Annotated in this window: 18 protein-coding genes; 9 read left to right on the top strand and 9 right to left on the bottom strand. The window is 56.4% G+C overall.

Features of this window, described 5'->3' with window-relative positions:
* Both GW591_RS06065 and add read left to right on the top strand, forming a co-directional pair.
* Nucleotides 1-1,176: a MalY/PatB family protein gene (locus GW591_RS06065; protein ID WP_119261627.1), complete on the top strand. Its 1,176-nt coding sequence runs from the start codon at nucleotides 1-3 to the stop codon at nucleotides 1,174-1,176.
* Between the two features lie 207 nt (nucleotides 1,177-1,383).
* Nucleotides 1,384-2,382, top strand: a complete 999-nt coding sequence (gene add / locus GW591_RS06060) for an adenosine deaminase (protein ID WP_112198760.1) — start codon at nucleotides 1,384-1,386, stop codon at nucleotides 2,380-2,382.
* Between the two features lie 64 nt (nucleotides 2,383-2,446).
* Here the strand turns inward: add and GW591_RS06055 are convergent, their stop codons facing one another.
* From GW591_RS06055 to argH, 9 genes are all read right to left on the bottom strand, one after another.
* Entirely contained in the window at nucleotides 2,447-3,466 is a 1,020-nt protein-coding gene (locus GW591_RS06055; RefSeq protein ID WP_013575495.1) for a bile acid:sodium symporter family protein, read from the bottom strand.
* A gap of 79 nt (nucleotides 3,467-3,545) precedes the next feature.
* The gene (locus GW591_RS06050) at nucleotides 3,546-4,592 is read right to left on the bottom strand and encodes an oxidoreductase (RefSeq protein ID WP_013575494.1); all 1,047 of its coding nucleotides are present in this window, start codon (nucleotides 4,590-4,592) and stop codon (nucleotides 3,546-3,548) included.
* A 129-nt stretch (nucleotides 4,593-4,721) separates the two neighbouring features.
* Nucleotides 4,722-6,077 (bottom strand): MmgE/PrpD family protein, encoded by a 1,356-nt coding sequence (locus GW591_RS06045; RefSeq protein WP_166860313.1) that lies wholly within the window; start codon nucleotides 6,075-6,077, stop codon nucleotides 4,722-4,724.
* Nucleotides 6,070-6,972 (bottom strand): polysaccharide deacetylase family protein, encoded by a 903-nt coding sequence (locus GW591_RS06040; RefSeq protein ID WP_166860311.1) that lies wholly within the window; start codon nucleotides 6,970-6,972, stop codon nucleotides 6,070-6,072. The genes GW591_RS06045 and GW591_RS06040 overlap by 8 nt, the downstream gene beginning before the upstream one ends.
* Nucleotides 6,965-7,819: a polysaccharide deacetylase family protein gene (locus GW591_RS06035; protein WP_037033995.1), complete on the bottom strand. Its 855-nt coding sequence runs from the start codon at nucleotides 7,817-7,819 to the stop codon at nucleotides 6,965-6,967. The genes GW591_RS06040 and GW591_RS06035 overlap by 8 nt, the downstream gene beginning before the upstream one ends.
* Before the next feature lie 21 nt (nucleotides 7,820-7,840).
* Nucleotides 7,841-8,662, bottom strand: coding sequence for an ABC transporter substrate-binding protein (locus GW591_RS06030; protein WP_013575490.1), 822 nt, complete (start codon nucleotides 8,660-8,662; stop codon nucleotides 7,841-7,843).
* A gap of 38 nt (nucleotides 8,663-8,700) precedes the next feature.
* Nucleotides 8,701-9,465 (bottom strand): amino acid ABC transporter ATP-binding protein, encoded by a 765-nt coding sequence (locus GW591_RS06025; RefSeq protein WP_013575489.1) that lies wholly within the window; start codon nucleotides 9,463-9,465, stop codon nucleotides 8,701-8,703.
* 13 nt (nucleotides 9,466-9,478) lie between these two features.
* Nucleotides 9,479-10,351, bottom strand: coding sequence for an amino acid ABC transporter permease (locus tag GW591_RS06020; RefSeq protein WP_013575488.1), 873 nt, complete (start codon nucleotides 10,349-10,351; stop codon nucleotides 9,479-9,481).
* An 18-nt stretch (nucleotides 10,352-10,369) separates the two neighbouring features.
* Nucleotides 10,370-11,797, bottom strand: a complete 1,428-nt coding sequence (argH, locus tag GW591_RS06015; protein WP_166860309.1) for an argininosuccinate lyase — start codon at nucleotides 11,795-11,797, stop codon at nucleotides 10,370-10,372.
* Nucleotides 11,798-11,986: 189 nt separating this feature from the next.
* Here argH and GW591_RS06010 point away from each other — a divergent pair, with 189 nt between their 5' ends.
* From GW591_RS06010 to GW591_RS05980, 7 genes are all read left to right on the top strand, one after another.
* Complete coding sequence (locus tag GW591_RS06010; RefSeq protein WP_013575486.1) at nucleotides 11,987-12,967, top strand: LysR family transcriptional regulator; 981 nt, start codon at nucleotides 11,987-11,989, stop codon at nucleotides 12,965-12,967.
* Between the two features lie 274 nt (nucleotides 12,968-13,241).
* Nucleotides 13,242-14,249, top strand: coding sequence for an ABC transporter substrate-binding protein (locus tag GW591_RS06005; RefSeq protein WP_166860307.1), 1,008 nt, complete (start codon nucleotides 13,242-13,244; stop codon nucleotides 14,247-14,249).
* Nucleotides 14,246-15,055 carry an ABC transporter permease gene (locus GW591_RS06000; protein WP_013575484.1) on the top strand — a complete coding sequence of 270 codons (810 nt, stop codon included), beginning with the start codon at nucleotides 14,246-14,248 and terminating at the stop codon, nucleotides 15,053-15,055. Before GW591_RS06005 ends, GW591_RS06000 begins: the two co-directional genes overlap by 4 nt.
* The gene (locus GW591_RS05995; protein ID WP_013575483.1) at nucleotides 15,055-15,825 is read left to right on the top strand and encodes an ABC transporter ATP-binding protein; all 771 of its coding nucleotides are present in this window, start codon (nucleotides 15,055-15,057) and stop codon (nucleotides 15,823-15,825) included. Before GW591_RS06000 ends, GW591_RS05995 begins: the two co-directional genes overlap by 1 nt.
* 16 nt (nucleotides 15,826-15,841) lie before the next feature.
* Entirely contained in the window at nucleotides 15,842-17,182 is a 1,341-nt protein-coding gene (gene hisD, locus GW591_RS05990; RefSeq protein WP_013575482.1) for a histidinol dehydrogenase, read from the top strand.
* Nucleotides 17,183-17,184: 2 nt separating this feature from the next.
* A complete protein-coding gene (locus GW591_RS05985; RefSeq protein ID WP_013575481.1) occupies nucleotides 17,185-18,507 on the top strand; it encodes a hypothetical protein in 1,323 nt (440 codons plus the stop codon).
* The gene (locus tag GW591_RS05980) at nucleotides 18,507-19,277 is read left to right on the top strand and encodes an SDR family NAD(P)-dependent oxidoreductase (protein WP_121019351.1); all 771 of its coding nucleotides are present in this window, start codon (nucleotides 18,507-18,509) and stop codon (nucleotides 19,275-19,277) included. Before GW591_RS05985 ends, GW591_RS05980 begins: the two co-directional genes overlap by 1 nt.
* The last annotated feature ends 171 nt before the right edge of the window (nucleotides 19,278-19,448 follow it).

Genomic DNA, 19,448 nt, shown 5'->3' with positions numbered 1-19,448 from the left:
ATGACTTTTGATTTCTCCACCGTTACCGACCGTCATGGCACCTGGTGCACCCAGTGGGATTACGTTGCTGACCGTTTCGGCAGTGCAGACTTACTGCCATTTACCATCTCCGACATGGATTTCCCCGCCGCGCCCTGCATTCTCGATGCGCTGCAAAAACGTCTGCAACACGGCGTGCTCGGTTACAGCCGCTGGCATCACGATGATTTCCTCGGCGCGGTGGCGCACTGGTATCAGCAACGTTTTAACAGCCAGATTGACCGCGAAATGGTGGTTTACGGCCCGTCAGTGATTTACATGGTTGCGCAACTGATCCGCCAGTGGAGCCAGCCGGGCGACGGCGTGGTGACATTTACGCCCGCCTATGACGCCTTCTTCAAAGTTGTGGATGGCAATCAGCGCCAGATGCTGGCCTGTCCGCTGATTAAAAACGCTAACGACTGGGCGCTGGACGCAGAACATCTGGAAAGTCTGCTGGCGCAACCGGCCTGCACTTTGCTGTTGCTGTGCAGCCCGCATAACCCGACCGGTAAAGTCTGGACGCGTACAGAACTGGCGCTCATCTCAGAACTTTGCGAACGCCACAACGTGCGGGTGATCAGTGATGAAATCCACATGGATATGGTCTGGGGCGAAAACCGCCATACGCCGTGGAATGAAGTCGCACGCGGTGAATGGGCGTTACTGACGTCCGGTTCGAAAAGTTTCAACATCCCGGCGCTGACCGGCGCTTACGGCCTGATCAGCCATCAGGCCCCGCGCGAGGCGTATCTGCAGCAGCTAAAATCCTGCGATGGCTTATCGTCTCCGGCAGTGCTGGCCATTCATGCGCACGTTGCCGCGTATCATCACGGTGAACCCTGGCTTGACGCGCTGCGGGAATATTTACAGGGCAATCTGCAATACGTTGCGGAACAACTGAACGCCGCCTTCCCGCAGCTCAACTGGCAGCCGCCGCAATCCACCTATCTGGCCTGGATTGATTTGCGCCCGCTCGGGCTTGACGATAATCAACTGCAAAATGAGCTGATCGAACATCAAAAAGTCGCCATCATGCCGGGTTATACCTACGGCGAAGAAGGCAACGGCTTCCTGCGCCTGAATGTTGGCTGTCCGAGATCGAAGGTGGAAGCGGGTGTTGAAAAATTAATCAATGCCATCAGGGAGTTGGTCTAAGCTCCTCCCCCTGCGAAGGGGGAGGACGGGAGGGGGTTTTAAGGGCAAACACCTGGTCGATTCACACTTCAACCTCCTGATATTTCTTTAATACCCCACCCCAACCCTCCCCTTCGCAGGGGAGGGAGCAAATTCAAAACCCTTCTTGTTGCGCAACTAAATACAGTTATAATGCCCCGCACATTTCAATAATAATGAGTGCACACCATGATCGACACACGCCTTCCCCTGACCGACATTCACCGCCACCTTGATGGCAACATCCGCGCTCAAACCATTCTCGATTTAGGCCGTCAGTTTAACCTGACCTTGCCTGCCAATGAACTTGAAGCCCTGCGCCCGCATGTCCAGGTGATGCATACCGAACCGGATCTGGTGAGTTTTCTGCAGAAACTCGACTGGGGCGTAAAAGTGCTGGGCGATCTCGATGCCTGCCGCCGTATCGCCAAAGAAAACGTTGAAGATGCGGCGCGTGCCGGTCTGCATTATACCGAGCTGCGTTTCTCCCCGTATTACATGGCGATGAACCACAAACTGCCGGTCGCTGGCGTGGTGGAAGCGGTGATTGAAGGGATCCGCGAAGGTCAGCAACATCATGATATCGATGTGCGTCTGATTGGCATTCTGAGCCGTACCTTTGGTGAAGATGCCTGCCAGCAAGAGCTTGAGGGTTTGCTGGCGCACCGCGACGGCATTACCGCACTGGATCTGGCCGGTGATGAACTGGGTTTCCCCGGCAGTCTGTTCCTCAGCCACTTTAACCGTGCGCGTGACGCAGGCTGGCGCATTACCGTGCACGCCGGTGAAGCCGCAGGGCCGGAAAGCATCTGGCAGGCGATCCGCGAGCTGGGCGCAGAGCGTATCGGCCACGGTGTGAAAGCCGCACAGGATCCGCAACTGATGGATTTCCTGGCGAAGCATCAGATTGGTATCGAATCCTGCCTGACTTCCAACATACAGACCAGCACCGTGGCCTCTTTTGAACAGCATCCGCTGGCGATTTTCCTGCGTCACGGCGTGCTGGCTTCAATCAATACCGATGACCCGGCGGTTCAGGGCATTGAGATTGCTAACGAATATAACGTCGCCGCACCGGCTGCCGGGCTGACGCCAGACGAGATCCGCAAGGCACAGGAAAACGGCCTGACCATGGCGTTCCTGACCGACGCTGAAAAGCAGGCCATTCGCGACAAAGTATCGGCGTAACGCTTTCTGTGACAATAAAAAAGGGCGGAAATAATTTCCGCCCTTTTCTTTTCGATTCAACCTGTTAAACCGTTTTTACTTCTTCTTTCTTCAGCAGTGCCGCGGCTTCTTCACGTGCCACACGTTTGGCATAGCGTGAGGCCAGTACCGCGCACACCATCAACTGGATCTGGTGGAAAATCATCAGCGGCAGCACCATCGCCCCTACGGCGGCAGCCGGGAACAGCACGTTCGCCATCGGAATACCGTTCGCCAGACTCTTCTTCGACCCGCAGAACACAATGGTGATTTCATCTTTGGTGTTAAAGCCAAACAGACGCGCCACGTAAGTATTGATGATCAGCACAATAGTGAGCAGAACAACAGAACAGCCGAGGATCGCCAGCAGCGACCAGCCGTTGATCTGATGCCAGATCCCCTGCACCACCGCTTCACTGAACGCCACATATACCACCAGCAGAATCGATGAACGGTCAGTGACGTTGACGATTTTCTTGTGACGCTGTACCCAGCCGCCAATCAGCGGACGACAAAGATGCCCGATGATAAACGGCACCATCAGTTGCAGCACAATAGAACCGATGGCGTGCAGGGTGTCAGTGGTGCCGCCCTGTGTATGCATCAGCAGGCCGACCAGCACCGGCGAGAGGAACACGCCAAGAATACTGGATGCCGACGCGCTGCAAATGGCCGCCGGAATGTTACCGCCCGCCACCGAAGTATAAGCAATCGCAGACTGCACGGTCGCAGGTAGTGCGCAGAGATACAGGAAACCGTAGTACAACGTCGGCGTCAGGATCCCCACCGGCACCAGCCATTTCATCCCCAGACCGAGCAGCGGGAACAACGCGAAGGTGCTGAGGAACACCACAACGTGCAGACGCCAGTGGCTGATACCCGCCATGATCGCTTCACGGGAAAGCTTCGCACCGTGCATAAAGAACAGCAGCGCGATAGCGGCCGTGGTCAGGTAACCGAAGAAGGTTTTATAAATGCCTTCACACGGGAAAAATGAGGCGACCACGACAACACAAACCAGGATCAGCAAAAACTTGTCGATTTTCAGACGTTGTAACCAGGACATGAACCTTCCTTGCAAAGTGAATAACAAATGAAAAATAAAAGTGCCACCAAAGTGACACTTAAGAAGCGTAGACGACGTGTTAGTTCTTGATGACTTTCAGGGTCGCCTGTTGTTCTGAGGACTGCATCCCCAGTTCGAGCATTTCCATCACACGGATAGCATCCGCCGCCGGAACCGGATTGTCGCCCTGTCCGTTAATGGCATCCCGCACCCCGGCATAATAAGCCGGGTAATTGCCCGGAATGGTCAGCAGCGATTTTTCCGCCAGTACGCCGTCGTGGCTCAGCGTAATCACACCATCGCGCTTGTCGAATCCCCAGTCAGGCTGTGGCAGACGTTCACCGGCTTTCAGGCGGTCCTCCTGCGGATCCAGCCCGAATTTCACGTAGCTGCCCTTTTCGCCCTGCACGATAAAACGCGCAGTTTCGGCAACCGCATACACCGTACTGTGCAGCACCACGCGACGGCGCGGATAGGTCAGCACCGCGTTGAAATAGTCCACGGCCTTACCGCCGGGGCGCAGTACAGCCAGATCCGCCTGCAACGTTTCCGGCAGTCCGAACAATTGCAGCGCCTGATCCAGAAGATGCGAACCCAAATCGAACCAGATGCCGCTGCCCGGCGCATCACTTTCACGCCAGCGCTGCTGAACCTGCGGTTTGTAACGGTCGTAATGGGATTCGAAATAGACGATATCGCCGAGCGCACCTTCTTCAATCAGCGTTTTAACCGTGAGGAAATCTGAATCCCAGCGACGGTTATGAAATACTGACAGCACCTTGCCTTTTTCACGCGCCAGCGCGTCAAGCTCGCGGGCTTCCTCAAGTGTTACGGTAAAGGGTTTATCCACGATAACGTGCTTACCCGCTTCCAGCGCCAGTTTCGCCAGCGGGAAATGGGTGGTATTGGGCGTCGGGATCACCACCAGATCAATGGACGCATCGGCAAACAGCTTTTCCGGCGAATCTACCACCTCCACATTGGGCCAGTCCGCATGGACTTTGCCCGCATCGCTGCTGGAAACCACCGCCAGCTCGAGGCCGGGCGTGCCATCAATCAGGGGTGAATGAAAGGTTTTACTGGCGAAGCCGTAGCCGACGAGGCCGGTACGCAGGGTCTGAGTCATAGGATTTCCTTTATTTAACGGTCTTACCCGCTGGAGGCTAATCATCTGATTTGACACCAGCCACGCAGGATGAACAAGTGAAAAATTTGCCCTGTCTCTTTGCACCGCCCCCTGCGAAGGGGGAAGGAGTTACCGCCCGATGAACGCATTAATATCTCGCGCCAGTTCCAGCCGCATCCCCTGCTCCCATATCCTCTCTGCCCCTTCCTCCGACATCACCCGCGTCGCCAGCGAGATAAACTTCTGTTTAAGTTGCTCATCTGACACCGGATTACCCGGCGCACCTAGCGCGACATCAACCCGCAGGGTTTGCGACTGGCCAGAACGGGTGAAGAGCGTGACATCCGGCTCGCCGTCGGCGCTCAGGGTGTCGTCTTCCCGCAAATCAATCCGGCGGATCATCTCCAGCAAGGCCGGATCCTGACGTTTATCAGCGTCATACGCCGCCAGCCCTGCGTGTCCAAAGACCACACGGGCGGCGATAGCGTAGCGGATACTCATCTGCGCGGCGGCCAGCGTGGCGATTTCGTTGTCGCCGCACATGCCGTTGAGGAACGGACACAAGCGCACAACGATTTTTTCGATATCCGCCGCGCCGGCATTCAGTCTTTCCAGCAAAATGCCGGTGGCGTCAATGGCTGAATGCGTGCCACGACAGGAGGCGTAAGGCTTGATGGAACAACGTTCCAGCTTCCAGATTTCCCCCAGTTGCGCGGTCAGCGCTTCCGGCGTTGCACTGGCAGGGGCCAGCGTGGAAAGGAATCCTCCCCATTTATCCCCGAATAACTGCGACGGGCCGCTGATGCCCTGCCTGGCGCTCAGCGCGGCCAGCACACCGCCTTCGGCAGCACGTCCGGCGTGCAGTTTTTTACTCTGCGAACCGTCGTGGATAAACGCCCACAAGCCGCCGCTGAAACTGCCGGAGATGCCTAACGCCGAACTGATTTGCGCCGCATTCAGCCCCATTAATTTTCCGGCTGCCGCCGCCGCACCAAACACGCCGCAGGTGGATGTCGAATGCCAGCCTGCGCCGTTATGTGGTGAATATCCGCCACAGGCTTCCAGCACGCGGCGCGCCACGTCATAACCGATCACGACCGCAGTGATAAACGCTTTTCCGCTGACCGGTTGCGGGCATAACGGCAGTACTGCCAGCAAAGCCGGAATCACCACCGCGCCGGAATGATCGCAACCGCCGGTATCATCAAGTTCCAGCGCATGCGCCGCCACGCCGTTAAGCAGCGCGGCGTTGCGTGGCGACGTCAGTTCGCGACAGCCCCACACCGACGAAAGCGGCAATGCGCCTTCACCGAGGATCATCGCCGCCACCTGTTTTGCAACATCGCTGGCAGATCCCACCAGCCCCGCGCCGAGCGTGTCGAGGATATGCCGTTTGGCGCGTTCAACAAGCCGTGGCGGCAAATCCTCAAAACGGGTATTCACCACGAATCCGGCCAGAACCTGCTGTTGTGAAACATTACTCATAGCTGACTCCCGGCGCGGTGTGTTGCATCCAGATTTGCGCCGGATGCGACGCCTCGTTTTGCGGCTGATTCTGCGACCACCAGTCCGCGACTTCGCCGGCCGTCGCCACCCAGACGTCCGGGTGCGAAGTGATGTAATCCAGCAGTTCCGCCAGCATACCAATGCGCCCTGCCGTGCCGATCACTTCCGGATGCAGGCGCAGCACGTAACACAGGCCAAAACGGTGGAAGCCGTCGAAATCCATCTTCATATTGCCGAGGGTATGGCGGTAAGAGGCAATCCGCGACTGCGCCGGAGGCACCGCCGGGCTGAGGTTAAAGGCAAAATACGGCTCGTCTTCCATTTCATAATGCAGCGGCAGTTCCACCAGCCGCGACGCCAGACCATCCTGCATCGGCTGGAAATAGGGTAAATCATCACCGCGCCAGCCGGATGTCCAGCTGAATCCTTCATCCGCCAGCACATCCGCAAAGCCCGGCGCCCAGTTACCGGCGGGCAAACGAAAGCCGCGTGGCACTTTACCCGTCAGCGCTTTCAGCGCCGCTTTACCCCGTTGCAGGCTGTCAGTTTGCTGATGCAACGACAGGCCGTCAAAATGGACGAATTCATAGCCACAGCTCGCCAGTTCGTGACCGGCACGGTCTATATCACGGATCTTCTGCGGGTTTTCATCCGCCACCATGCCCGGCACACACCACGAGCTGCGCAGGTTTTTCTCCTCCAGCAAACCCAGCAGCCTGTCGATGCCGCGCAGCGTGCCATAACGCCAGACGGACAGCGTTTTTTCGCGTCCGGCCACCGCAGGCACCTGACTGAGAATGCCGTGAATATCATTGAAATCAACAGTAATCACCACCGCAGAGCGGTAACCTGCGGGCCAGTTTTGTTCAGTCATTGGCATGCTCCTGCATCCACCAGTGCGCGACGTCCCGGCAACGTGCAAACCACACGTCATCCCGCGCTTTCAGGTGAGCAAAAAATGCGTCAAGTAGCATAATGCGTCCGGGTTTTCCGCTGATTTTTGGATGGAACAACGTGGTCAGGCTCAGCCCTTCATCCATTGCGCCATCGAATTCACGACACCAGTTATCCAGCGTCAGTTCATAGCTGGCGGTACGGTCTAAGCCTGAGGGGAAATTCGGCTCGCGGGTATAGGCAATAGAAGCGTAATCGTCCATTTCCCAGCGGCCCGGGATTTCCACCAGCGGGCGATCATGCCCCGCAACGTTGATGAGATAAGGCCGGTCGTCGCCGCGCATACTGCTGGAATAGGTCACGCCCGCCTCCAGTAGCATGGCGGGGGTTTCTGCATGCCAGTCACCGGAAGGCGTGCGAAAACCCTCAGCACGGATGCCCAGAAACTGCCAGAAAATCTCGCGGGATTTCTGCATCACCCACAACTGTTTCTCCGCGCTGATGGCGTAAAAAGACTCATGACGGTAACCGTGATACGCCACTTCATGGCCGCGTCCGACAATCGCCTGACACTGTTTCGGCCAGTTCTCCACGACCCACGCGGGGATGAAAAATGTCGCCGGAAGCTGGTGATCATCAAGCAAATCAAGAATGCGCTCCAGCGCGCGGTAGGGTCCGTAAGCGCCGAAGGTAAAGTAATCCGCTTTCTGCCAGAGGGTGCCGTTAAGCATCGCATCACCGGTCGGGCCGTCGAGGTCAAACGCCAGCGCCATGCAGCCGCGTTTGTTTTGCGGCCATAAACTGGCCGCCTGTTGTGAAATCGTCATGAGTCAGTCCGTCACCTGAGGTTATTTGCCTTTATTGATGGTCACTTCCTGGATTGCACCATCCTGCAAACCCCATTTGGTGAGGATTTTCAGATAGGTACCGTCGGCGATCATGTCGGTCAGTGCGCCTTTTACCGCGTCAATCAGCGGCTGATCGTCCTTGCTGATCCCCATACCGGTCACCTGATAGGCAAAAGCTTTGCCCAGCGGTTTATAGGTGTCTTTCTCCAGATTCATGATGTACGGCAGGGTTTCGCTGCCCTGCACCACGCCTTCAATACGCCCCTGACGCAACTGAGTGCGCGCATCCGCCGTGCCTTCCGCGCCAATCACCACGATGGCGGGCTTACCTGCCGGAACACAGTTAGCTTCACTCCAGGCCGCAATTTCAGCCGGGAATGTGGTACGGCGGCTGGTGCCGACTTTCTTGCCGCACAAATCCAGCATGGTATTGATTTCTTTGTGCGCGACGGTGGTATAGAACTGCGGTCCGCTGTTGTAGTAATCGACGAACGTGGCGATGTCCTGACGCGGTTTGGTGTCGGTCATACCGGATAAAATCATATCGACACGATGGGTGGCGACGGCGTTAACCATCTGTTCAAAGCCGATTTCCTGCCAGCTGATTTTGCGGTTCAGGCGTTTGCCGAGTTCCATGCCCAGATCGTAATCCATGCCGGTCAGATTACCGGTGGCCGGATCTTTGAATTCCAGCGGCGGATAGTTCGGCATCATCGCCACTTTAATTTCGTCTTTTTGCTTCAGCTCCGCCGCGCTGGCGACAGAAACAGCGCCGTTCAGCAGCACGCCAGCGGTAATGAGGGACAACAATGTTTTTTTCATGAAGGCATTCCCATAGTCAAAAGTTAACGTCAAAAGGGTCAGATCAGGACGGCAGAAATAAAGTTCTGCGTCCGTGGATTTTGCGGGTTGAGCAAAATATCTTCCGGATTACCACTTTCTATAATTCCGCCCTCGTCCATGAAGACCACGCGGTTTGCCACTTCCCGCGCGAAACCTAATTCATGCGTGACGACAATCATGGTCATGCCTTCTGCCGCCAGGCCGCGCATCACCGCCAGCACTTCGCCCACCATCTCCGGGTCGAGCGCCGAGGTGGGTTCATCAAACAACATCACTTTGGGTTTCATCGCCAGCGCCCTGGCAATCGCCACGCGCTGTTGCTGGCCGCCGGAAAGTTCCAGCGGATAAGCATCACGCTTATGCGCCAGCCCGACGCGTTCAAGCAGCGCCATCGCTTCCTGCGTCGCCTCTTTCACCGGACGCAGCAGCACCTGACACGGCCCTTCGATGATGTTTTCCAGCGCGGTTTTATCCGGGAACAGATTGAAACGCTGGAATACCATGCCGGTTTTCAGCCGCTGACGGGCAATCTGCCGGTCATTAAGCGGATACAGCTTTTTGCCGTCCATGCGGTAACCGACCAGTTCGTCATCGACCCAGACGCCCCCGCTGTCGATGCGCTCAAGTTGATTGATGCAGCGCAGAAATGTGCTTTTCCCTGAGCCGGAAGGCCCGATGATGCACATCACTTCGCCGTGTTTAACCTCAAGATTGACGTTTTTCAGCGCCTGAAACTGATCAAAGTACTTATTGACGTTGACGGCTTTGATAATACTTTTCATGGTCAGGCTCCTGTCAGTGGCTGGTGCGGCGGCGGGTGCCACGGCCAAAATAACGTTCCAGACGGTTCTGCCCGAGCGACAGCACGGTCACCACCACCAGATACCAGATGCCCGCCACAAACAGCAGTTCCATTACCCGCGCATTGGCGAAGTAAATGGTCTGCGCGTTATAGAGCACTTCGGAGTACTGGATCATGCTGGCAAGGCTGGTGGTTTTCACCATGCTGATGAATTCGTTACCGATGGGCGGGATAATCACCCGCATTGCCTGGGGCAAAATAATCCGCCGCAGCGCATGCAGACGGGTCATGCCGATGGATTTCGCGGCTTCGTACTGCCCGAGATCGACCGAGATCAGCCCGGCACGCACCACTTCCGAGGTGTACGCGCCCTGATTAATGCTCAGGCCGAGCAGCGCGGCGGTGAACGGCGTCATGATATCGACGGTCTGAATGCTGAATACGCCGGGAATGGCGATGACCGGGAAAATCAGCGCCAGGTTAAACCACAGCAACAGTTGTAAAATCAGCGGAGTGCCGCGAAAAATCCACGTATACCCCATCGCCACGCTGCGCAGGACCGGGTTTTGCGACATGCGCATCACGGCGATAATCACGCCGAACACGATCCCCAGCGCCATCGCCAGCACCGACATCACAATGGTATTGCCCAGCCCGAACAGAATGGCTTTGGCGGTCAGGAACTGCGCCACGTACTGCCATTCGATTTTGCCGTGCGCAAAGGCATTCACCAGCAACGCCAGCAGCAGCAGGATCACCACCGAGGCAAAAATCCGGCCGTAATAACGTTGCGGCACGTAGTGATATTCGCTGAGATCAATCTCTGCGCTTTTCGCGCTTTCCGACATTTTCTGATAAGGGGTCATAAGCCTTCTCCCGCCCGGTTATAAAGACAAGCCAGCGTAGCCTGTAGCCCAGTGCGCCTGCGCCTGCAGACGAATTTTCAGCCGCGCAATTTGCTCCGCCACCCGCACCGGCGCCGTGCCGCCTTTGCCGCTGCGGGCGTTGATCGCCGCTTCCAGCGTCAGGCATTCACGCACGTCGGCGCTCAGGCGGGCATCTACTGCCAGTAACTGCGCGTCGCTGACTTCGTGCAGCGCCAGATTATGTTGCTCACACACCTGCACCAGTTTGCCGGTGATTTCGTGGGCTTCCTTGAACGGCACGCCACGGCGCGACAGCCAGTCGGCCACTTCAGTCGCCAGCGTAAAGCCTTCCGGTGCCTGTTCGCGTAAACGCTCAACATTGACGGTCATGGTATCGATCATGCCCGCCATCGCAGGCAGCACTAACAGCAACTGTTCGACGGTATCCAGCGCATTACGTTTGTCTTCGATAAGGTCACGGTTATAGGAAAGCGGCAGGCCTTTCATGGTGGTCAGCATGGCGGTGACGTTGCCAATCAGCCGTCCGCTTTTGCCGCGCGTCAGTTCAGCGATATCCGGGTTTTTCTTTTGCGGCATGATGGAACTGCCGGTGGCGTAGCCGTCGTCCAGTTCAACCCAGCGGAACTGGCGCGATGCCCACAGACACACTTCTTCACTGATGCGGGAAAGATTGACGCTCAGCATACTGCCCGCAAACAGGAATTCTGCGACGTGATCCCGGCTGGCTACGGCATCAATCGAGTTCTCACAGGCACCGTCATAACCGAGATCTTTGGCGGAGAGTTCCGGGTGCAGGGCAATCGCAGAACCCGCCATCGCCGCCGCGCCCAGAGGCGACAGTGCGCAACGCTTATCCCAGTCCTGAAAGCGTTCAATGTCACGGCAAAAGGACTGCGCATGCGCCATCAGCTGATGCCCGAACACAATCGGCTGCGCCTGCTGAAGATGGGTAAAGCCCGGTGCCAGCGTATGAATATGCTGTTCCGCCTGCTTCACCAGTGCAGTCTGAAGTTCGAGCAATGCCGCCACAATCTTGCGGGCGTGGTCGCGCAGGTAGAGGCGTAAATCGTTAGCGGTCTGATCATTACGTGAACGCCCTGCGCGCAGCTTGCCGCCGAGTTCGCCCAGCCGCTCGGTCAGGCTGCGTTCGATAAACGTGTGAACGTCTTCATCCCCCTGAACCGGCTGAATAACGCCGGCACGGAAATCCTTCGCCAGTTGTTTAATGGCCTCCACCATCAGGACGGTTTCATTTTCGTCGAGTAAACCGGCGCGGCTTAATTCATACGCATGGGCGCGGCACCCTTCCAGATCATATTCGGCAAGGGAAAAATAATATTCCGGGCTGCGCGATAATGCGCTTAATGCGGCGGCTGGCCCGTGTTTGAAGCGTGCTCCCCACAGTAATTCTGGCTGTTGCGACATAATTTTTTCCTTGTATGGCATAAATGTTGCAAACCTGGATCCGGTGGCATGTCTGACGGTAAGAGAAAATAAAACCCTTCCGGCAACATGACAAATGACACTGAACAATCTGAGGCTTGCAAGGTAATAACGAGTGAGGCTACGTGAATTTGATGGTGTAGATTTTAAAGGCGGGGGTAAATATTAATTATGGAAAGTCCACTTTCCAAATCAGGAAACACATCACCCGCAAAAAGTGATATTAACCAGCACAGCCTTGGCGTCGCCGATTTAAAACTTTTGCGCGTCTTTAAAACCGTGGTGGAAGCCGGTGGCTTTACCGCCGCATGCAATGAACTGAATATTGGCCTGGCGGCGATCAGTAAACAAATTTCTGATCTCGAAATCCGTTTTGGCATGAAACTTTGCACCCGAGGACGTGAAGGATTTTATTTAACCGAACACGGTAAAGTGGCTTATCAGGCCTGCCTTGATTTATTTTCATCCATCAATCAGTTTCGCGACAAACTCAATCACGCCCGTCATGAACTGTTTGGCGAGCTGAATATTGGCATCATCGACAACACCATCACTGACCCGCAATCGCCCGTAGTCAGTGCGTTGGGTGAGATTTACCGTCAGGCACCGAAGGTCAGTATTCGCCTGCACGCCACTCAGCTGGACGAGATTGAACGCGGGATTATCGACGGACGTTTTACCTGTGGCATCATGCCGGTGTATCAGGAAAAACCGGAGTTTGATTACTATTTCCTCTATCATGAAATGGCTTATCTTTATTGCGGCGACAAACATCCGCTGTTCAGCGTCCCTGCCGCTGAAATAAAAGAATCACAGATCAAATCGTCGCACATGGTGAATCATTTTTACGCCAATCACAGTAAAAAAAATATCTTTTCGGATGTCACTTCCACGCACGCCATTGCGGTGCAAGTCGAAGCCGTCACCATGCTGCTGATGACGGGAAATTATCTCGGATTTCTGCCTGAACATTACGCCAGTGCATTTATGGGCGGAAATAAACTCCGCGCACTGATGCCGGAGAATATTGAAATTGCCACACCGTTCAGCCTTGTACTGAAAAAAGGCGCACCGTTTAATTCGGTGATGACGTTATTTTACAACGCCCTTAAACAGGCATTAATCCCCGTTCCTGAAGCCAGAGCCAGCTGACCGGCTTATGCACCCTTTGTATATCACTGTTTTTCTGCACCCTGAAGGTGCAAAGAAAGTCATGTTGTGGTGCGGATTATCACTTTTAATTATAAGTTCATTTACCTTCTTCTCATTAATTATCTAAAAATGTATAACATCAAAGCCCTGCATGATTTCCTTCTGCGATTTCAACTGTGGCGCAGTAATTGCTTCACCCACTTGTCTATACAGGGTTGCACATTAGGATTTTTATTGGCCGTCTTTTTCTCTTCCCACACCAAGCGAGGAAATTATGTCACCTTCTCAGACCTTTACGGGTTTCTTCAAAAACAAACTGGCTCTGGCCTGTTGTCTTGGCGCACTCAGCACATTCAGCCTGAGCACCTCCGCCGCTGCACCCGAAGCGGGCACGTTCAAAATGGGCATTGAACCCTGGCTGGGTTACGGCCAGTGGCACGTCGCACAAAGTCAGGGCATTTTTAAACAACAGGGGCTGGAGAAGGTCGATATCATTAACTTCGCCGAAGATAAAGACATCAACGCCGCCTTAGCCAGCGGCCAGATTGACGGCGCAAACATTGCCACACATACCGCGATGGCGATGGTCTCTGCCGGTTTGCCGATCAAAGTGGTGCTGTTACTGGATCAAAGTGAAACCGCTGACGCCCTGCTGGTGGGCAAAAACATCACCACGCTGAAAGATTTGAAAGGCAAGCAGGTGGCCTTTGAAGAAGGCACCACCAGCGACATTCTGTTGCACAGCGCCGTTAATTCTGCAGGTCTGAAATGGAGTGATATCACACCGGTGCCGATGCCAGCCGATTCTGCGGGCAGCGCGCTGATTGCCAAACGCGTCACTGCTGCCGTCACTTATGAACCCTATATTTCTGCCGCGAAAAAACAGGACCCGTCGCTGAAAATGCTCTACAGCGGCTCTTCCGATCCCGGCCTGATTGGCGATGTGCTGGTGGTCCGTGATTCCGTACTGAAAGAAAAACCGGGGCAAATCGCTGCGCTGATTAAAAGCTGGGACGCCGCCCTGACCCACTACCAGGCCAATACCACAGCGGATCGCGCCATCATTGCCAAAGCGGTTGGCGCAACGCCTGCAGATCTGGAAACCGCGTTTGATGGCGTGAAATATTACTCGCTGGCGGAAAACAAACAGGTGCTCAGCCATTCCTTCTCCGACCAGACCTTCGCCCACGTGCTCAAAGCCGCCACCGCCGCCGGGCTTATTCCTAAACCGGTAACCGCCGCCGGGGTGATTGACGCCAGCTTCGTGAACAGCCTGCCATGAGTTCGCGTCGTAAACCGCTCAATCTGATGGTGATTGGCCGCCTGCCGTCGCGCAAAGTGTTCGTCGGCATTGCGGTCACGCTGTTCGTGATTCTGTTTCTTGCCTGGGGGCTGGCAACCCGCAGCGGCGCGATCCCGCCGATTTTCCTGCCCAAACTGACCGATGTCTGGCTGAAAATGGTCAGTCTGGCGCAGGACGGCACGCTATGGAGCGACATTAAAAGCAGCCTGTACCGCATCAGTATCGCCTTCGCGATTTCCTCAGTGATGTCGATTGTGATTGGCGTGCTGGCAGGCTGTTACGGTTTCTTCAAAGCGCTGACCGAACCGCTGGTGGACTTTATCCGTTACATGCCGGTGGTGGCGTTCGTGCCGCTGACCATTCTGTGGACCGGCACCGACGATGTGCAGAAATTCCTGATTATCTGGATCGGCACATTCTTCCAGCAGGTTCTGATGGTGATCGACGCCGTGAAACGGGTGCCCGGCGATTTTGTCGGTTTAGGCCGCACGTTAGGCATGCCGGATCGCAAAATCTTGTTCCGCATCGTTTTACCCGGTGCACTGCCGGGTATCTGGGACGCACTGCGCATCAGTCTCGGCTGGGCGTGGACGTGGCTGGTGCTGGCCGAACTGGTGGCATCCACGTCCGGGCTCGGTTACCGCATCGTGGTGTCGCAACGTTTCTTCCAGACTGACACCATCATCGGCTACATCCTGCTGCTGGGTATTCTGGGTTTAATCAGCGATCAGATCATGCGTGCACTTGAGCGCGTGCTGTTCCGCTACAACAAGAGGCGCGCCTGATGTCGGTGTTAACCATTTCCCATCTGCACAAAAGTTTTCAGGTTGGCAAACAAACGCGCGAAGTGCTGCACGACATCAGCCTGACACTGGCGGACAATGAATTTGTTTCGGTGGTTGGCACATCCGGCTGTGGCAAAAGCACCTTATTGTCGATTGCTGCCGGGCTTGAGGATTACGACAGCGGCGACGTTCAGGTGGATGGCAAAACCATTCGCGGCGCGGGCATTGACCGTGGCGTGGTATTTCAGTCTTACACCCTGTTGCCCTGGCTGACAGCGCGTCAGAACATTGAGTTTGCGCTGAAAGCCGCCGGATTCAGCCGCGCGGAATGCCGTGAAAAAGCCAGTCAGCATCTCGAACTGGTGCAACTGACGCAGTTTGCTGATGCCTGGCCCGCGGAGCTTTCCGGTGGCATGAAACAGCGTGTCGCCATCGCCCGTGCGCTGTCTTACCGCCCTAAAATCCTGCTGATGGATGAACCCTTTGGCGCGCTGGATGCCATGACCCGCCATCAGATGCAGGAATTACTGACCGGCATCTGGGAGCAACACCGGCTGACCGTCATGTTCGTCACCCACGATATTGAAGAAGCGGTATACCTTTCTGACCGCATTGTGGTGATGGGTCCCGGCACGATTGCGGCGACTTACGACGTGCCGTTACCGCGTCCGCGCCGTGAGGAACTGACCGCCAGCCCTGAATTCACTGATCTGCAACGCCAGGTCCTGCACACTATCCGCAGCGGCCATCCCCGCGCTGCGCTGGCCTGATAACCGGAGATTGACCATGTCTGCACCTTTTCAAGCCGTAACTTTTCATGATTTGAGTGATTCGTCTGAACTGCCAGCGGAGCTGTTCAAACGCACGGAAGCCGATTTGTCGTTTTTCACTGAGCGCGTTGCGCCGATCATTGAAGCGGTGCGTACCGAAGGCGATGCCGCCCTGCGCCGTTTTGCCCGCGATTTCGACGGCGTTACCGCGCCGCATATGAGCATTCTGGCGGAAGATACGGAATTCGAAACGGCGTTTGAACGCCTCGATCCGCAGGTGGTGGAATCGATCCGTTTCGCCGTCGAAAACGTCCGCGCCTTCCATGAAGCACAAAAACCGGAAGACATGTGGATGAAAGAAATCCGCCCCGGCGCCTTTGCCGGTGACCGCCATGTGCCCATCGATTCCGTAGCCTGTTACGTGCCACGCGGCAAAGGCTCATTCCCAAGCGTGTTACTGATGACCACCATTCCGGCGGTGGTCGCAGGTGTAAAACGTGCCATTGTCATCACCCCGCCTGGCCCCGACGGCAAAGTCGATGACGCCACGCTGGTGGCCGCTCGTCTGGTTGGCATTACCGAAGTGTACAAATGCGGCGGCGCACAGGGTGTCGCTGCCGTGGCATTTGGCACTGAAACCGTGCCGAAGTGCCTGAAGATAGTCGGCCCCGGCAGCCCGTGGGTGGTGGCCGCCAAGCGTCAACTCTCGAATCTGATCGACCCCGGCATTCCTGCCGGTCCAAGCGAAAGCCTGATCCTCGCCGATGACACCGTGGACGGTGCGCTGGCAGCGCTGGATCTGATCATCGAATCAGAACATGGCCCGGATTCTTCGGCGTATCTGGTCACCAGCAGCCGTCGGGTCGCTGAACAGGCCATCGCCGCACTGCCCGGTTACTGGGCGCAGCTCGATGAAAAACGGGCCGGATTCTCACAGGCCGTATTATGCGGAACCCACGGCGGCGTGGTGCTGACAGCAGATTTCACCGCAGCCGTTGAATTTGTTAATCAGTACGCGCCGGAACATCTGGAAATTCTGGCCGAAGAGCCGATGGCCGTGATGGGCAAAATCCGCAATGCCGGTGAAATCCTGCTGGGCAATTACACACCGATCACGCTGGGGAATTTCGTCCTCGGACCGAACGCAGTTCTGCCGACCAATGGCGCAGCGAAAACCGTCGGGCCGCTGTCTGTGTTCGATTACATGAAACGGATCTCCGTAGGCTATGTCACCCGCGAAGGCTATCAGCCGCTGGCCGATAAAGCACACGCCTTTGCATTGTATGAAGGATTCCCCGGCCACGCGCTGGCGGTATCGGCTTTACGCACTGAGATCATCAACAAAAAAGGCCAGTAACGATGAGCAATATGACGGGCAGTGAACCGCTGGCCGCGCAGGCGCGTCAGTTAGTGCAGGCGGGAGAATGGCAGCAGGCGGCAGACGTTTTGCGCCAGCTTATCGGCGAAGTCACCGGCGTGGCTGCCGGTCAGCTCACCATCAACCGCGATCAGTACAGCCTCAACTCTCTCAACGGCACCGTGACCCTTGAGGATGGCCGCGCCCTGTTCTTCAAATATCACAATGAAGAAGGCGAAGATAAAACCATCGAGGAGTATTACAACGCAGAATTGCTGCGTGAAAGCGGCTTTCGCGTGGATGTTCCTGTCTATGCCTGCGGCGAGCCGGGGCGTCAGATTCTGATGTACACCCTGCGCCATGACCGGCGCATGGCGGACATCTGCCGCGATATCGAACAGCAGCAGGCGTGGGACCAGGAAGCGGAAATCGAAGAGGCACAGCGCCGCGCTGACCGCGATATTCTGACCCATACCCTGCCGACGCTGAAACCCGGCTCAGTCAGTGCGGTGGCGGCCGAACCTGTCCATCAGTTGTTCTATCACCGGCTAATTTCTCCGGAAAACCCGGAAATCACCGCGGGTTTTGGTGGTCGCGTGGCCCGTTTTTACGTCGGTAAAACCTTCCGGCTGGAAGATGAGGAACTGGAATGGCAGACGCTGAGCAACCTGCGATGGGTAATCAACGGCGTGGCTTATCAGCACAGTTTACGCCAACTATTCAGTGAAGCAGGCGTCCGCCTGGCACCGGCGGCACTGGCCGATCACGGGGTGATTACCGCGCACGGTGACGCGCATAATGCCAACGTCTGGTACGACACCACGGAGGAAATCCCGCAACTGGTCAGCTTCGACCCGGCGTTTGCCGGTCGTAATATTCCGGCGCTACTGGCGGAAATCAAAGCCACATTCCACAACATTTTTGCCCATCCGCTGTGGCTGTATGAACCTTCACGCTGCGGCGAACTTTACAAAGTGACCGTGATGCGTCGCGGCGACACGTTATATGTCGATCATAACTGGCAGTTAACCCCGCTGCGCGCAGCGTTTTTACGCGACAAAGGCGAGGAATACTGGCAGCCGTTACTGACGCAACTCGCCCGCCACGGCTGGCTGCCACCCCACTGGCAGCGGATCTTCCGGCTCGCCATGTTCTGCTGCCCGACGCTGGTACTGGATTTACGCGCCGGAGGTTTCAGCGGCCATACGCCAACCAGTTCCGCCCTCGGGCTGGCAATGGCCGTCATGCTCGGCAGCGAACCGGTCGAAGATACCGATGAGTTCAGCGACTGGCTGGCGCGGATAAGCCCTGTGGGGAGACCCTGATGGCCTCTCCTTTCTCCCTGCAACGTTTCTCGCTGCAAGGCAGGCGGGTACTGATCACCGGCAGTTCACGCGGCATTGGTCAGGCCCTGGCTTCAGGTATGGCACAAGCCGGAGCCAGCGTCATTGTCTGCGGGCGTGATATCACCACGCTGAATGCCGTTTGCGAACAAATCCGCCAGCAAGGCGGTGACGCCACGCCGCTGGTACTGGACGTCACGCAGCCCGCCACTTTTGCCGACGCTTTCGCCTCCCTGCCCGCACCGCCGGATGTGCTGGTTAACAATGCCGGTACTGAACAGTTATGCCCGTCGATGGATGTCGACGAAGTGCTGTGGGACCGCATTCTGACCACCAATCTTAAAGGCGCATTTTTCTGCGCCCAGGCCGCAGCACGGCTGATGGCTGAAAATGGCGGTGGCAGCATCCTTAATCTGTGCTCCCTGACCAGCCAGGTCGGCGTGCCCGGCGCTGCTGCTTACGGCGCATCTAAATCGGCGATGGTCGGCCTGACACATACTCTGGCAACAGAATGGGCCGGTAAAAACATCCGGGTGAACGGCATCGGACCGGGATATTTCAAAACAGACCTGACCGCTGAGTTTTATGACAACGCCGCCTGGTGCCGGCAGATGCAGGCAAAGATCCCGCTGGGAAGATTTGGCGAACTGGAAGATCTGATCGGCGCAGCGGTATTTCTGAGCAGCCCGGCCGCGGCGTATATCACCGGGCAGGTGCTCTATGTGGACGGGGGATATCTGGCGGGGATCTGATGTCAGACACGGGTTGGCTCAGGCCCCGTGCAAGCTCGGCGTTCAACCGGAGTGTACATAAGTTACTGTTTTGTCTGTAATACCCCACCCCAACCCTCCCCTTCGCAGGGGAGGGAGCCGACCGGGTTGCTTGTGGGATTGGCTTTTGCTCCTCCCCCTGCGAAGGGGGAG

Source organism: Rahnella aceris (assembly GCF_011684115.1).
Classification (GTDB): domain Bacteria; phylum Pseudomonadota; class Gammaproteobacteria; order Enterobacterales; family Enterobacteriaceae; genus Rahnella; species Rahnella aceris.
This window is presented reverse-complemented; position numbering and strand designations above follow the sequence as displayed.